Source organism: Thalassolituus sp. UBA2009 (assembly GCF_002335285.1).
Classification (GTDB): domain Bacteria; phylum Pseudomonadota; class Gammaproteobacteria; order Pseudomonadales; family Oceanobacteraceae; genus Venatoribacter; species Venatoribacter alkanivorans.
Window position 1 is genome coordinate 9809 of record NZ_DDCJ01000129.1, and the last position, 14494, is coordinate 24302.

Annotated in this window: 13 protein-coding genes; 4 read left to right on the forward strand and 9 right to left on the reverse strand. The window is 54.4% G+C overall.

All coding sequences use genetic code 11. The features are described from left to right. From rrtA to lepB, 6 genes are all read right to left on the reverse strand, one after another. Positions 1-416 (reverse strand): rhombosortase (gene rrtA / locus B3P58_RS15705; protein WP_286718950.1); only part of this gene is annotated, 416 nt, incomplete at its 3' end. A gap of 114 nt (positions 417-530) precedes the next feature. Next, entirely contained in the window at positions 531-2696 is a 2166-nt protein-coding gene (locus B3P58_RS15710; protein ID WP_230330640.1) for a M6 family metalloprotease domain-containing protein, read from the reverse strand. Between the two features lie 228 nt (positions 2697-2924). Next, entirely contained in the window at positions 2925-3938 is a 1014-nt protein-coding gene (locus B3P58_RS15715) for a YheT family hydrolase (RefSeq protein ID WP_230330641.1), read from the reverse strand. A gap of 106 nt (positions 3939-4044) precedes the next feature. Continuing rightward, a complete protein-coding gene (locus tag B3P58_RS15720) occupies positions 4045-4404 on the reverse strand; it encodes a glutaredoxin family protein (RefSeq protein WP_145469430.1) in 360 nt (119 codons plus the stop codon). 140 nt (positions 4405-4544) lie between these two features. Then, positions 4545-4670, reverse strand: coding sequence for a hypothetical protein (locus B3P58_RS15725; protein ID WP_286718954.1), 126 nt, complete (start codon positions 4668-4670; stop codon positions 4545-4547). A gap of 39 nt (positions 4671-4709) precedes the next feature. Continuing rightward, entirely contained in the window at positions 4710-5540 is an 831-nt protein-coding gene (gene lepB, locus B3P58_RS15730) for a signal peptidase I (RefSeq protein WP_145469429.1), read from the reverse strand. A gap of 103 nt (positions 5541-5643) precedes the next feature. On the opposite strand from lepB, the gene B3P58_RS15735 reads away from it, so the two are divergent. Beyond that, a complete protein-coding gene (locus B3P58_RS15735; protein ID WP_286718957.1) occupies positions 5644-6708 on the forward strand; it encodes an alpha/beta fold hydrolase in 1065 nt (354 codons plus the stop codon). Between the two features lie 3 nt (positions 6709-6711). Here B3P58_RS15735 and B3P58_RS15740 read toward each other — a convergent pair whose 3' ends face one another. Next, the gene (locus B3P58_RS15740) at positions 6712-7596 is read right to left on the reverse strand and encodes a LysR family transcriptional regulator (RefSeq protein WP_286718959.1); all 885 of its coding nucleotides are present in this window, start codon (positions 7594-7596) and stop codon (positions 6712-6714) included. Between the two features lie 122 nt (positions 7597-7718). Between B3P58_RS15740 and B3P58_RS15745 the strand changes: the two genes are divergently transcribed. Together B3P58_RS15745 and B3P58_RS15750 are read left to right on the forward strand one after the other, a co-directional pair. After that, on the forward strand, positions 7719-8462 hold the full coding sequence (locus B3P58_RS15745; protein ID WP_286718960.1) for an NAD(P)H-dependent oxidoreductase: 744 nt from the start codon (positions 7719-7721) through the stop codon (positions 8460-8462). Positions 8463-8713: 251 nt separating this feature from the next. After that, on the forward strand, positions 8714-9298 hold the full coding sequence (locus B3P58_RS15750) for an NAD(P)H-dependent oxidoreductase (RefSeq protein ID WP_286718962.1): 585 nt from the start codon (positions 8714-8716) through the stop codon (positions 9296-9298). On the opposite strand, the gene B3P58_RS15755 is transcribed toward B3P58_RS15750, so the two are convergent. Together B3P58_RS15755 and B3P58_RS15760 are read right to left on the reverse strand one after the other, a co-directional pair. Then, positions 9299-10627, reverse strand: coding sequence for a hemolysin family protein (locus B3P58_RS15755; protein WP_286718963.1), 1329 nt, complete (start codon positions 10625-10627; stop codon positions 9299-9301). Then, complete coding sequence (locus B3P58_RS15760) at positions 10627-12141, reverse strand: deoxyguanosinetriphosphate triphosphohydrolase (RefSeq protein WP_286718964.1); 1515 nt, start codon at positions 12139-12141, stop codon at positions 10627-10629. The genes B3P58_RS15755 and B3P58_RS15760 overlap by 1 nt, the downstream gene beginning before the upstream one ends. A gap of 205 nt (positions 12142-12346) precedes the next feature. Between B3P58_RS15760 and B3P58_RS15765 the strand changes: the two genes are divergently transcribed. After that, the coding region (locus B3P58_RS15765) for an efflux RND transporter permease subunit (protein ID WP_286718966.1) at positions 12347-14494 on the forward strand (2148 nt) is incomplete at its 3' end.

The following is a 14494-nucleotide window of genomic DNA, read 5'->3' on the forward strand; positions in this document are numbered from 1 at the left end:
ATACGACGGCCGTAAAAGGGCGAAACAAAGGGCGCAACCAGCAATAAACCATGCGAAGCTCCGGACATTCCGCCATAGCGATACAGATCCGGAGCAAACACATAAAGACCGCAGCCAACAAACAATACACACCAACACAGCAACAACAGGCCGCGCACTGAATTCAGCGAAGGGCCGGCGATATAAGCAAACAAAGCAATCCCAGCCATATTACTCAGCGCATGATTTCCGGAAATATGCACCCAGCTGGCAGTAAACAGGCGCCACCACTGGCCGTCAGCGATTGCCAGACGGTCAAAACGCAGCCACTGGCCGCTTAAGGGCTCTGCCAGTGCCAGGCAGGCAACCACAACAAGCATGAGTAAATAGAGGGTATAGCCCCGCAACAGCGAGGCAAATCTGAACGGAGAAGACAAAGCCCATCCTCGGTTTGTCGGAAAGATTACAGCAGCACTGTGCCGCCGGATTCAGATGGGATTATTCACTCTGTGCCGCGATATGGCTACGGCTGAATAAAAGAAATGCACACGTCAGACGGTGCGACGGCGTAAGCCAAGAAAGGACAAAAGAGGAAATATAAACCACAGAGCCCCCGCCGAAGATGCTGAATCCGCAGCGGCGCCGGTATCCTGACCTGAGCTGACATTGCCTTTACCCGCATCCACGGCAGGCACTTCAATGTCTGCAACAGAATCCACGCTGACCAACAGGCGTACACTGGCGTCAAACCCTGCCTCCTGATATGCCGCAGCATTATCATCCCGCACCCAGGTCTGACCACTGAGGCCACCCTGCTCATCCGTTACCAGAGGCGCCAGGCCAGACAGCGACTGCACACTGATCTGCAGCACAACACTTTCCAGCCCGCTGGCCACTACACGGTCTGACAGCAGTAACCGGTTCCAGCCATTCTGCAGCATAAACTGATGTTCCTGCCCCAGAAGATCCCACCCCTCCCGGCCATCAAAGCTACGGTACAGGGCAATATCCGCCCGGCCATCACCCAGAGCGAACAGGTCCACACCATCAAATGACAACACCCCATCTTTAACCGGCAGAGTCATCAGCACCTGAGCATAACCACCAGCAGCACCCCAGACGGCATTTGGTGGCAACTCATCCAGACCCAGATTATCGCCCGCCGGAGCCGCAGAGAGATTAACGTCCAGCTCCGCGATCAGACCAGCCTGCAGTTGCAGCAACTGTACAGCACCGCTGTTGCTGATCTGCCCTTCTGCGGCGGAATACAGGGTCTGGCCTGATACCGAGCTGAACAGATCGGAAGGCTCTCCCAGATTACTGTTGCTGAGCAGGTCATCACGGCCATCGGCTTCTTCAATGGCCAGCAACCGGCCTTCCTGTTGCGCCACATTCAGGGTGCCGAAACCGGCACGGTCGTTAATACGGCTAACCAGTACGCCACTGCCCGGCAGACCCTGGTCATAGCCAGACTGACGGCGATGCTCGAGCATCAGGCGTTCACCATGGCGGTACGCATCCAGATGCACAGTCAGCGCATCATCACCATCACTGGCGGCACGCAGTGCCACCTGGTTAACACCACTGACTGCTGACTGCGGACGGATAAACCCGGCCTGCTCTTTACTCCATGCCAGCATATGCGCCGGTGTCTCGCCAGCTGCCCCCTCTGTACGGTTCCAGCCCCCCAACCCCATCAGTCCCCAGCGGCCAATGCCCATACCATTACCGCTGCGGTCATACAGGTCAGGCAGATCAAACAGCAGGTGTCCCAGCTCATGGCAGATCACACCGATGGTCGCCAGATGCGTCTGGTGCTGCTCACCAAACATGGCGTATTCCGCCAGATAAAAATTCCCCAGACGGCCCTGATACAGAGTCGATTTATGTGCCCATACCCGAGGATGACTGGTTGCCGAGCCGGCATAGGCCTGTTCATAGCCGGCAATCAGAAACACCACACCCAGTTCATTCGGGTCGAGCCACTGATCGCCGTTGCGGTCATATTCATTCAGATCCAGTTGAGAGCCCAGCTGCGCCAGCACCTCGTGCACCAGCGCCTGACTGGCACTGCCATAGCCGTTGCCGAAATCCGGATGATTACGGCTCAGCACGACACTGACGATGCCATCATCCGCCACACCGTTTTGCTCACGAGCAGGCTGAATATCAAATTGCTGATAGGAGTTCTCGCGGTAGTAATTCTGCACGCTGCCTTCGCTGCCGAAGAAGCGTGCAGCTACCTCGGCATCACTGGCAATAAAGGCCTGATCAGCAAAGCCTACACGCACCACCAGCAGAGACTGGCGAAAGTAAGATGAGCTGGCGTCGTAACGGAAAGGTCTGCGTTGTGGAGCGGCAACAGAAGTGCTGAAGGTAGAGGTTCCGGAGGTGGATAAGCGGGAGGTCGGGGCAGCAAACGTATGAAATGATGGCTTAAGCACGGACTCTGCTGCCGGAGTACCACTGACCAGAGGCTCTCCTGCACTCAGCAGACCATCATCACCGGTCATGGCGTAGTACCAGTAGCCGTTCACTTCCAGCAGGGCTTCCCCGTCGCGGGTCTCAACCCACAACTGGCGCTGATCACCACGGGGCAACACCTCAATCACACGATCATCGCTGAGCCGGATTTGCTGCCACTGCGCCGCAGGCAGCATCGATGCCCGGGAGGCATTGCTGAAAAGCAGCAAAAACAGAAAGAACCAACGGATCATGACTTGAGGCTCGCAAAACGCTTACCTCAAACAATAGTCAACTCACGTTCAGTAAATGGCTGTTTTAACAACTCAATACACGATCACAAAATATTGACGCTGAGATTTAAAGTATTTCGTCAATTATCAGGTCACATATTGCCCACCGACTGACCAGCCGTAACCACCGGAAGACTTCAGTTACGTCAATCACACCCGCTTACATGTGCTGTTTTGCCCGGCAACACCTCAGGACACAGCCACTTCACGGGTAGCCTGTCCAGCAAGGCTTTCCACATCCGCCACAGCATCAGCAATAAAACTCATTGCCCGCTGCTCCATCCAATAGGTCTGATCGGCTGTGCGCTGAATAAACCCCACATGGCCGCCACTGTCCGGCATCTCCAGATGCAGAAATTCATGCCCCGCAGCCAGTTGTTCAGGGAAACATTCTGGCGACAGAAACGGATCATTTCGCGCGTTTACCAGCAACGTTGGAATCTGCAGCCCAGGCAGATAACGCAGGCTACTGGATTGCGTCCAATAATCTTCAGCATCACGGAAGCCATGCAGAGGTGCGGTGTAGCGGTCATCGAATTCTTTGAACGTACGGATATCATCGAAGCCATCCACGCTGACCAGATGCGGGAAACGCTGAGACTTCACCGTCATTTTCTCTTTCAGGTCGCGCAGGAATTTCCACATAAATACACGGTTCTGCCACTTAGCCAGCTGATACGCACTGCCACGCAGATCACAGGGAACCGAAAATGCCACCACCGAACGTACCTCAGTGGGCAATTGCTCAGCTTCGCGCCCGGCGTATACCAGACTCAGATTGCCACCCATCGAATAACCCACCAGGTGAACCTGCTCATAACCCTGCGCCAGAGCATGTTGCACCACCCGGTGCAGATCATCGGTTGCGCCACTGTGGTACATACGTGGCAATAAGTTGGTATCACCACTGCAGGAACGGAAATTCCACGCCAGCGCATCCCACCCCTGACGGTTGGCTTCACGTACCGTACCCAGCACATAAGGCCGGCGCGAATGGCCTTCCAGCCCATGGGAAACAATCACCAGCGTGCGCGAGCCGACACGGCTCCAGTCAATATCAAGAAAATCGCCATCATCGGTGGTGATGCGTTCGCGCAGCAGATGATCGTCATTCAGCTTGCGGAAAAAAGTCGGAAAAATGCTCTGTACATAGCCATTGGCTAATAACCACGGCGGACAGTATGAAGATGTTAAAACGGGCATGGCCATTTCCTAGGGAAAACAATGTCCGCATTCTAACGTCAGACGGTCAGACGGACGAAGGCCGTTCACGCCACAGAGCAATGCCTGAATGTACAGGGGACCAGAATCAGAAGCGGTTTTTCAGATAGTCGAGAATGGCATCCGGGCTGTACAGCCACTGGCCGCCCTGTTCATCATCGACACGTAAACAGGGAACTTTAGGAGCGCCACCGCCATTGAGCAGTTCATTACGGTAGGCATTAACACGCAGGACGTCTTTTTCTACCACACGCAAACCGAGGCGTTCACAGTGGCGTTTAATGGAGATTGAGGAAGGGCAAGTACGGCAATAATACAGGTGCATTCGGCGTGATTCACGGTCCAGCAGCATCTGTTCGTTGGCGCTGCGCATTACCGGTCGCACAGGAAGCAGCCGATCGACTATATCCAGTGCCTTGCCTTTGAGCTGTCTCGTCAGATAATTCATCAGAACTGCCGTACATCAACCTGTCAAGGGGCGGCATTGTATGCCCTTGGCGGTAAATATCCAGTCCTTAAATAGTAAAAATATGTCGCTGCAGATAAGACTTTAGTGAAATTAAAGCAAACGCAGAAATAAACAGTGCTTCAGCTGCCGAGATTCAGAAAGGCAACGCTGAATAACACGACGAGAATAGTGATGGTCATCAGCCAGCGCGAGCGCTGGCAGAATTTGCAGGAGGCTTTATTAACGGAAGAATTAGTGGATGGCATAAGACGATACCTGTTTATAACGTATCGTCTAAGTGTAGATCAGTCGATCCACTTATTGCGGCCAAATGATGGAATATCACCCCAGCTTTCCCAGTGCATCCACACAGCCACCGCTTTACCGACAATATTTTTCTCCGGTACAAAGCCCCAGCCGCGGCTGTCATGGCTGTTACCACGGTTGTCACCCATCATAAAGTAACTGCCTTCCGGTACATCCCACTCGCCTTCCGGCCCTGCCCAGACCACGGTCTGATTAGTACGCGGGTCACGCCCCACCATCCACTGCACCGTAGCATCAGCAGAGTCCAGCTGTTCCTGCGCCAAATACTTCAGCGGACGGTAAGGAGGCTCGCCACCCAGCTCATGGGTTTCAATGACTTCGCCGTTCACCTTCAACTGCCGGTTACGGTATTCAATATGGTCACCCGGCAGACCAATAACCCGCTTAATAAAGTAACGAGGGTCATCCGGTGGGAAAAACACCATCACATCACCGCGCTGCGGCTCACTGACCGGCACCAGTGTGGTACCGAACACCGGCATACGCAGACCGTAATGGAACTTACTGACCAGAATAAAATCCCCTTTTACCAGACCTGGCTCCATCGAACCGGATGGAATCTGAAAAGGCTCAGCGACAAACGAACGCAGAACAAAGACAATGGCCAGAACAGGGAAGAAAGACTTCGATTGCTCGATAATAAACGGCTCGGTTTCAGCCTCATGAATGTCTTCCGGGTGAGCGCGCTCAGCGATGAGTGCATCCGCACGCGCTTTACGGCGCTTGGCCAGCCAGAATTTATCGACGCCGGCAATCACGCCGGTGCCCAGGGTAAGCACCATCAGTATCAGGGGAAAATCGATATCCATAGCTCTGCACTTATAACTACAATCTATAAAGTTCCGCATTCTAACCGCCGCGCGGTCACAAGGCGAGCGAGTATCAAAGACCCCAATATGGAGACAAGGTTGCATGACCCACATCCGCACCCCCGATGGCATTGAGCTGGCCTACGAAAGAATGGGCAATCCGGCTGATCCGGCTGTGATCCTGATTATGGGTTTAGGCGCACAAATGCGGATCTGGCCAGACAGCCTGTGTCAGGCTCTGGTTGATAAAGGCTATCAGGTCATTCGCTTCGATAACCGCGACGTTGGCCGCTCATCGCAGATGGATCATCACGGTAACCCCAGCCTGCTCGCCACCTGGCTGGTCACCAAACTCAAACGCAAAGCACAGGTACCCTACACGCTGAAAGATATGTCGCGTGATGTGCTGGCGTTAATGGATGAACTGGAGATCGACAGCGCTCATCTGGTGGGGGCCTCCATGGGCGGCATGATTGCCCAGATTCTCGCCGCCAAACATAAAAAGCGGGTACGCAGCCTGACTTCCATTATGTCGTCGGCCACCAGCCCGGGTCTGCCCGACGCCAAACTGAAAGTGCTGCTGCAACTGGCCAAGCGCCCGACACCGTTTAACCGCGAAGCGTCCATCCGCTATACCATGCGTATGAACCGTTTAATCGGCAGTCCGGCCTACCCGATGGATGAAATGGAACTGCGCGCGCTGGCCGAAACCAGTTTTGAGCGCACCACCAATCCCACCGGTTTCAAACGCCAGCTGGTTGCCATTACCGCCGCCGGTGACCGCAGCCACCTGCTGCGTAAAATCAAACTGCCAACGCTGGTGATTCACGGTACCGACGATCCGTTAATTCCGGTGCGAATGGGCGAAGATACCGCCGCCGCCATCCGCAAAGCCAAGCTGAAAGTCATTCAGGGCATGGGCCACGACCTGCCACCGGCACTGGTGCCGCAGCTGGCAAAAATGATGGGAAAACACCTGAAAAAGGCTGAAAAACGCTGGAAGAAAAAACTGGAAAAAGAACGCCTGCGGGCCATGGAAGAAGCGGCTGCCGGAACGTCCGAAAACAGCCCTGCGGCAAACAACCCGGCAGAAGACAACGCAGCACAAAGCACTACCCCTCTGCCGCCTGCGGCCGAAGTTATCGAATTACGCGCCGGACGCAGCTGAGCTTCAGCCGCGCACCCGCGCCTTCATAAAGTCGATAAAACACCGTACCGCCGGGCGCAGATATTCGCGCTCGGCATACACCAGATACAGCGGCGCATCCTGCCAGTAATCCGGCAGCACAGCCTGCAGTCGTCCGGCCTGCAAATCAGCGGCGATATCGAGCTGCGATTTGTAGGCAATCCCCAGACCGGCCAGCGCCCATTCGCGCACCAGTGCCCCATCGCTGGCACTGCGGTTACCGCTGACCGTCAGATCGCTCTGATTGCCCTGCTCATCACAGAAGTGCCAGTGATCATAACGCTCGCCGCGCAGGAAAAAGGTCAGGCAATTATGCTGTTTTAACGCCTCCAGCTGCTGCGGCATTCCCGCCCGTTGCAGATATGCCGGTGCGGCACAAAGCAACCGGCGGTTATCCAACAGGCGCGTGGCGATCAGCCCGGAATCACTCAGCTGACCGTAACGCAGCGCCACATCCACCGGATCACGGTAAAAATTACTCAGCTCATCACTCAGACTCAGCTGCAGCTGCACCTGCGGGTACAGTGCCTGAAAATCATTCAGCGCCGGTTGCAGCCAGTGCCGCCCCAGATCAGAAGGCGCAGAAATGCTCAGCTGCCCGGCCACATGATGCAGCTCACCGTCCAGTAAACCGCGACCCTCCTGCAGCAGACTGAGCGCCTTGCGCGCATACGCCAGAAACAACGTCCCTTCCCGCGTCAGCCGTAATGAGCGGGTTGAACGGCTGAACAGACGCGCGCCCAGCTGCAGTTCAAGCCGCTTTAATGCCGCACTGGCCACCGCCGGGCTGCAGTCCAGCACCCGCGCAGCGGCCGATAAACTGCCTGCATCGGCCACCTGAATAAACAGCTCCAGATCGGCGAGATTCATTAATGCCTCCATTTAACAGCCACTATCAAAATATTTTTGAAAGTAACTCAAACGTTATCGTCTTTTTCAATCTCAAACAATAAATAGACTGGGCATATTCCACTCCATCCGAGGAACACGATATGTCCGCCCACGAAGCAACAACCCAGCGCTCTCAAGCCACTCAACCTGCTAATAACCAGTCTGCAGACAACAGACAGGAAGCCCTGCGCCAGCAGATTCTGCAGGCATTCCGCTTCCGCCATGCCTGCAAAACCTTTGATCCGGCCCGAAAAATCAGCAGCGAAGACTTTGCCACTATCATCGAAGCCGGACGCCTTTCTCCCAGCTCTTTTGGCTTCGAGCCCTGGCTGTTTCTGCTGATTCAGAATCCACAATTGCGCGAGCAACTGAGCGAAAACAGCTGGGGCGGTAAACGCCAGTTTGCCAGTGCCAGCCACGTGTTAATTGGCATGGTGCGCCGCGCTCCGGGCGTGCGTCATGACTCTGATTACATCCGCCATATGATGACCGAGGTGCAGCAACTGCCTGCGGAAGTGGTGAATGCAAAAGGCGGCTTCTTCCGCACCTTTCAGGAACAGGATTTCAACCTGCTGGAATCCGAACGCAGCCTGACCGACTGGGCCACCCATCAGACGTATCTGCCACTGGCCAACATGATGACAGTGGCCGCTTTTCTGGGTATCGACTCCTGCCCGATCGAAGGTTTTGTACAGGAAGTCTGGGAGCAGCAACTGCAGGAGCTTACCGGTGTTGATAACACTATGTTCAAACCGGTCTGGGCACTGGCGCTGGGCTATCGCCTGACAGAACCGGGAGAGAAAACCCGCCGTCCGCTGGGCGATGTATTACACCGTTTTGATTAGGACCTGACAGGAGGCCATATGAGCACAGCCGTTTACTGCATTCCCGTACGGACAATGTTCCGCCATATCCGTACCTGCCGCCGTCACAACAAAGACTGACAACTGAGTCTGGAGCGTCATTGTTTATTGCTGCGCGCTCATACAGACAGCAACGGCCAGGCCTGTGCCTACCGTTCCCGGCTGCCTTATTTATTGTGACGACAACCCATTGTTAACCGCAAAACAACCGCCGCTGACCGGCAGAGGTATAAATGAATATTCTGATCCTGACCACCAACCCCAAACTGTACGCCGCCAAAGGCGAATTAAATGCCACCCTTGCAGCATTAACCGAGGGCTTCGCACGGCGTCAGGGACATTCCGTTCAGGTGCGTAATCTGGCAGCGATTAAAGCTGTTGGCGGCTGGAACATCGAAGAAGAAATAGAGCATCTGCACTGGGCCGATGCCATCGTTTACCATTTTCCGATCTGGTGGTTTGGTGCGCCGGCGCTGTTAAAAGAATACTTTGATGAAGTATTGCAGCACCGTAAAACCTTTTTAATTACCGATATTTATGGCGAAGGCGGACAGCTGGGCGGCAAGGCTTTTATGCTGGTTGTTACTTCCAATATGAAAGCCAGCGACCTGGGCGCCTGTCCGGTGCTGGAAAATTATCAGCATATTGATGACGTTCTGGTACAGCCCATTCTCACCAACCGTTACCTGGGTCTGCGTGAACAATGGCCAACCTTTCACGCCGACAATGTAATTGCCGGCGATACCAGCCATCTGGAACAGAATTTTATTGCCCATCTGCAGCAGGTTATTCCGGCCGCAACACAGGCAATAAAATGATTACAACGGCCCGCTGATATGGTTTGTCTGCGGGCTGTCGTTTTCTTTAATACGTGACACCATCAGCTGATCGACGCGCAGGTTGTCGATATCCATCGCCTCAAATTTAAAACCGGCAAAAGTAATAAAATCGGTCCGCTTCGGAATGCGTTTCAGGCGGTAAATTAAAAACCCGGCGACGGTTTCATACTGGCTGTTATCCGGAAAATCATCGATATCCAGCTCCAGCACCCGTGCCAGATCGACCACCGGGGTGCTGCCATCCACCAGCCAGGAGCTGGCGTCACGGCGGACAATCTGTTCGTCACCACTGGACGCGACCAGATCGCCCATAAAGCTGTTCATTAAATCTTTGACCGTCAGAATACCCACCACCAACGCATATTCATTCAGTACCACAGCAAACGGCTGTGCAGTGGTTTTAAAGGCGTTCAGGCCTTCGGCCAGGGTCAGGGTGTCGGGTAAATACAGCAGCTCGCGTTCGATCATATCGTCGCCAATCTGCGCCTGTTCCCCTTTTAATACCTTGCGCAGAATTTCTTTCGACTCGACCGCACCCACCAGCTTATCCAGCGAGCCATCACAGATTAAAAACCAGTTGTGCGGATGCTCGATAATTTTGGCGCTGATATCTGCACTGCTGTCGTTAATATCGAAATAGACAATCTGCTCACGCATGGTCATCGCCGTTGGCAGCGTGCGCCCTTCCAGCTCAAACACATTACCAATCAGATGGTATTCCTGCTGCTGCAGACTGCCGTGCTCGGCACCGGCATCCATCATGGCAACAATATCGTCGGTGGTGACCGTATCTTCCCGCTGCATCGGCAAGCCAAACAGGCGCAGCAACAGGTTGGTCAGGCTGTTAAATAACATCACCAGAGGCTTAAGTAACTGCGTGACCCAGCGCATCGGCGTAACGACTTTCATCGCCATGGTTTCCGGAATAATCATGCCCAGACGCTTCGGCAACAGATCGGCAAACAGAATAAACAGCGAGGTAACCGTGGTAAAAGACAGCACAAAGCTGATCTGTTCCAGCATCGGGCCCTGATAAAACAGCTGCAGCAGATTCTGAAAATACGGCGTCAGGGTCTGCTCACCGACGATACCGCCCATGATGGCAATCGCATTCAGGGCGATCTGTATCATGGCAAAAAAAGCACCGGGTTCTTCCTGCAAACGCAGCACCGCCTCAGCCTGCTCGTTGCCTTCATCGGCCAGTACCCGTAATTTGATTTTACGTGCCGCAGCGATGGATATTTCCGACACCGCAAACAGCCCGCTGAGTACAATCAGCAGCGCTATCAGTAATAATTCGTTAATCATCAGAGCACCTCACCGGCGCAAAAAAAGAAGAAAAAAATACGGCGCTGATTATCAGCCGCCCGTCCTGCAACAGCAACAGCAACAGCAACAGCAACAGCAACAGCAACGATAAAACAACGGCCATAACCCGGCGTTGTTAAAAACCCACGCCCCGGTGGCTGATAACCGGAAAACTGCCGGGCAATCTGAGCGGCATAGCTGTCGGTCATGCCGGAGATAAAATCCAGCGCGCGCATATAGGCTTCGTACAGGCTCCAATCGGCCTGTGGCGCCGAACGGCCCATTAATTCCAGCACGCGCTGATTACGGAAGGTCGCCTGACCATCCAGTACGCGTTCACGCACGGCACTTAAAAAAGCTTCAAGCAGCACACCCAGAGTGGAATACGAACCGATCTCCACCGCCAGTTTACGGCTGTCTTTAAAAATCCGCTCCCGTGCCATATTTTTAGCGCCCTGCACAACAGCCTTAACCACCGGCGGGCAGTAATCAATCAGATCGCCCTGCAGCGTACCGCACAGTAACGCCTGCTCGTTACGGATAAAGGCCTGGCTGGCAGCCGTAACCAAAACTTCCATCGCCATACCGCGCAACACCTGTAAACGCCGGCGCAGGTTATCGGCCTGCTCCAGTTCGGCCTGAGCCATGTCCCAGTGATCGGCCAGCAGAGGCTTAAGCAGTGCTTCAACTTCATCGTAGCGCAGCAGATCCATTTCGATACCGTCTTCCAGATCGATCAGGCCGTAACAGATATCGTCCGCCGCTTCGAGCAGATACACCAGCGGATGGCGCGCCCAGTAGTCCGGCTTTAATTCCAGCAAACCAAGACGCCCGGCAATCTCACGCAGCAGCGGTAATTCGGTCTGATAACAGCCGAACTTTTTCGCCTCGCCGCGCTGCACATAATCCACCGTCCAGGGGTATTTAAGAAAAGCACCCAAGGTACCGTAGGTTAAACGCATACCGCCCTGAAAACGGTGCGACTCTACCTGAGTCACAATGCGGAAACCCTGCGCATTACCTTCAAAGGTTTGCAGATCAGCACGCTGCAGTGGTGTCAGTTCCTGCAGGAAATGTGCATTTTCCTCCGCGCGGAACCAGTGACGGATAGCATCTTCGCCGGTGTGGCCATAGGGCGGATTACCAATATCGTGGGCCAGACAGGCGGCCTGCACCAGTGCGCCAACATCGCTGGCATCGATACCGGCCGGTAAGCGATTCCCCAGCGCCTGACCAACCCGGGTACCCAGCGAGCGGCCAACACAACCAACTTCCAGACTGTGGGTCAGACGACTGTGTACGTGGTCATTTTCCGATAACGGATGCACCTGGGTTTTGCGGTCAAGGCGACGGAACGCCGAAGAAAAAATAATACGGTCATAATCTTTATGAAACGGCGTACGCCCGGGTTCCAGCGCAAAACCCAGCGAACCCTGACGCTCACCGGAACGGGCGGCCGATAATAATTGCTGCCAGTTCATGCTGGGTACTGCCTGATCGTTACTGCCGTTCATGCTGTTCTTCCTGTTTGTTGCTTTTTGTTGCTTTTTGTTGCTGTATCAGACTGAAAGTCTGCCCCAGTATAGCGGCGAGAGCCTGAGGCGCCCATCGCTATACGCCTGAAGAGGTATCCGAATGGCGGAATTCCCCCTTGTGGGCAGGCCTGACCGGCCTACAATCGGCCGACAATAATAATTTCTGCCTGCAGGCATTTTCACCATGATCCAAAGCTACCTACAGTGGGTTATCAGCCACCCGCGCCGCGTTGTGTTTTTTACCCTGTTAATCGTTGCCCTGCTTGCCAGCGGCGTACTGAAGCTGAGCTTTACCAGCGATTTCCGCACCTATTTCGGCCCGGAAAATCCGCAGTTAAAGGCCTTCGAAGCCATGGAGCGCACTTATTCGAATCAGGATAATATTTATTTTCTGGTGCAGAAACCCAACGGCAGCCTGTTTACCCCACAGGGGCTGACCCTGATAGAACAACTGACAGAACGCGGCTGGCAGCTGCCCTATTCGCAGCGGGTCGACTCGCTGCAGAATTATCAGCACACTCAGGTTGATGGCGATGACCTGCTGATCAACGATTTTTACCGCACAGAAGAATTAACGGAAGATTTATCCGACCTGCAACAACTGGCTGTTTCATTACCCGAACTGCTGCATAAATTAATCTCCGCCGATGGCGGCACCTCCGGCGTTAATGTGCGCTTTTTATTACCGGAAGGAAAAAGCGCCGAAAAATCCCCGGAGGTGGTATACGCCGCCCGCGCACTGGCCGATGAATTCCGCGCCCGCTACCCGGATTTCAGGATTATGCTCAGCGGGTCGCTGGTTTCCAATGTCACCATGGGTGAAGCCATTCATCAGGATATTCAGTCATTATTGCTGGTGTCTTATCTGGTAATGATCAGCATTATGCTGCTGACCCTGCGTACACTGTCGGGCACCCTGCTGATTCTCGGCATTATCAGTTTCTCGGTGGTGTCCACCATGGGCCTGTTCGGCTGGCTGGGTTATACCCTGACACCGCCCACCGGTTTTGTACCCACCGCCATCATGACCATTGCCGTCGCCGATACCGTGCATATTCTGGTGTCGTATTATTTTGCCCTGCGCCACGGCCAGCCACGGCAGCAGGCACTGCTTAACAGCATGAGGCTGAATTTCTCCCCGGTTTTAATCACCAGTATTACCACCATGGTCGGCGTACTCTGCCTGAATACCAGCGACTCTCCGCCTTACCGTGACATGGGTAATATGATTGCCGCCGGGGTATTTTTTGCCTGGGCCTTTACCCTCACCTTTCTGCCTGCCGTGCTGGCGTTACTGCCGGTTCCGGAAAAATTACGCGCCGAAAATAACCACCAGTGGATTGACCGTCTGGCCGATCTGATTGTGCGTCATCATAAAGGTCTGCTGCTCAGCATGCTGCTGATTGTCGCCGCCTGTGCCAGCCAGATCAGCCGCAACGAAATTACCGAACGCTGGCACGAATTTTTTGACGAAAGTTTTGAAGTGCGTCAGACCAACGACATGATCGACCGGGAACTGGGTGGCCTGCATCTTCTGTTTATGATTGCCGACAGCCAGCAGGCGGAAGGCATTAATAATGTTGACTATCTGCAGCAACTGGAAGCCTTCAGCCAGTGGCTGCGCGCTCAGCCCGAGGTCGTGCATGTCAGCAGCCTGACCGACATCATTAAACGCCTTAATCAGAATTTAAACGGCGGCGATCCGGCCTTTTACCGCGTGCCCGACTCCGCCGAAGCGGCGGCACAGTATTTATTGCTGTACGAACTGTCGTTACCGCTGGGGCTGGGTCTGGACGATACGGTCAATAATGACCGCTCATCTTCACGTCTGCAGGTACGTTTATACCGCTCCGATTCGGTCAATATTATCCGCGTCGAACAGGCCGCCATTGCCTGGGCACAGCAACATGCACCGCTGTTGCATCTGAGCGAAGCTACCGGCCTGGATGTGGTGTTCGCCAACCTTACCTTCCGCAATATTCATGGCATGTTGCAGGGCACCGGTATTGCGCTGGTATTAATTTCGCTGCTGCTGATTGCCGCCCTGCGGTCGTGGAAAATGGGCTTAATCAGCATGATTCCGAATATTTTGCCGGCGGCGATGGCCTACGGTCTATGGGGCATGATCAGCGGCCTGGTGGATACCGCCACCTCGGTGGTGGTGTGTCTCAGTCTGGGGATTGTAGTGGATGACACCGTGCATTTTCTCAGTAAATACCAGCACGCGCGCAAGGTGCTGACGATGCAGGCGGCCGATGCCATACGCTATGCGTTTCACACCGTCGGCGTGGCGCTGCTGATTACTTCAGCCATTCTGGTCGGCGGTTTTGCC

Coding starts and splice junctions, on each gene's coding strand:
- B3P58_RS15710 (WP_230330640.1), bottom strand. CDS start 2,696: ATGATCCGTTGGTTCTTTCTGTTTTTGCTGCTTTTCAGCAATGCCTCC.
- B3P58_RS15715 (WP_230330641.1), bottom strand. CDS start 3,938: ATGCCCGTTTTAACATCTTCATACTGTCCGCCGTGGTTATTAGCCAAT.
- B3P58_RS15720 (WP_145469430.1), bottom strand. CDS start 4,404: ATGAATTATCTGACGAGACAGCTCAAAGGCAAGGCACTGGATATAGTC.
- B3P58_RS15725 (WP_286718954.1), bottom strand. CDS start 4,670: ATGCCATCCACTAATTCTTCCGTTAATAAAGCCTCCTGCAAATTCTGC.
- lepB (WP_145469429.1), bottom strand. CDS start 5,540: ATGGATATCGATTTTCCCCTGATACTGATGGTGCTTACCCTGGGCACC.
- B3P58_RS15735 (WP_286718957.1), top strand. CDS start 5,644: ATGACCCACATCCGCACCCCCGATGGCATTGAGCTGGCCTACGAAAGA.
- B3P58_RS15740 (WP_286718959.1), bottom strand. CDS start 7,596: ATGAATCTCGCCGATCTGGAGCTGTTTATTCAGGTGGCCGATGCAGGC.
- B3P58_RS15745 (WP_286718960.1), top strand. CDS start 7,719: ATGTCCGCCCACGAAGCAACAACCCAGCGCTCTCAAGCCACTCAACCT.
- B3P58_RS15750 (WP_286718962.1), top strand. CDS start 8,714: ATGAATATTCTGATCCTGACCACCAACCCCAAACTGTACGCCGCCAAA.
- B3P58_RS15755 (WP_286718963.1), bottom strand. CDS start 10,627: ATGATTAACGAATTATTACTGATAGCGCTGCTGATTGTACTCAGCGGG.
- B3P58_RS15760 (WP_286718964.1), bottom strand. CDS start 12,141: ATGAACGGCAGTAACGATCAGGCAGTACCCAGCATGAACTGGCAGCAA.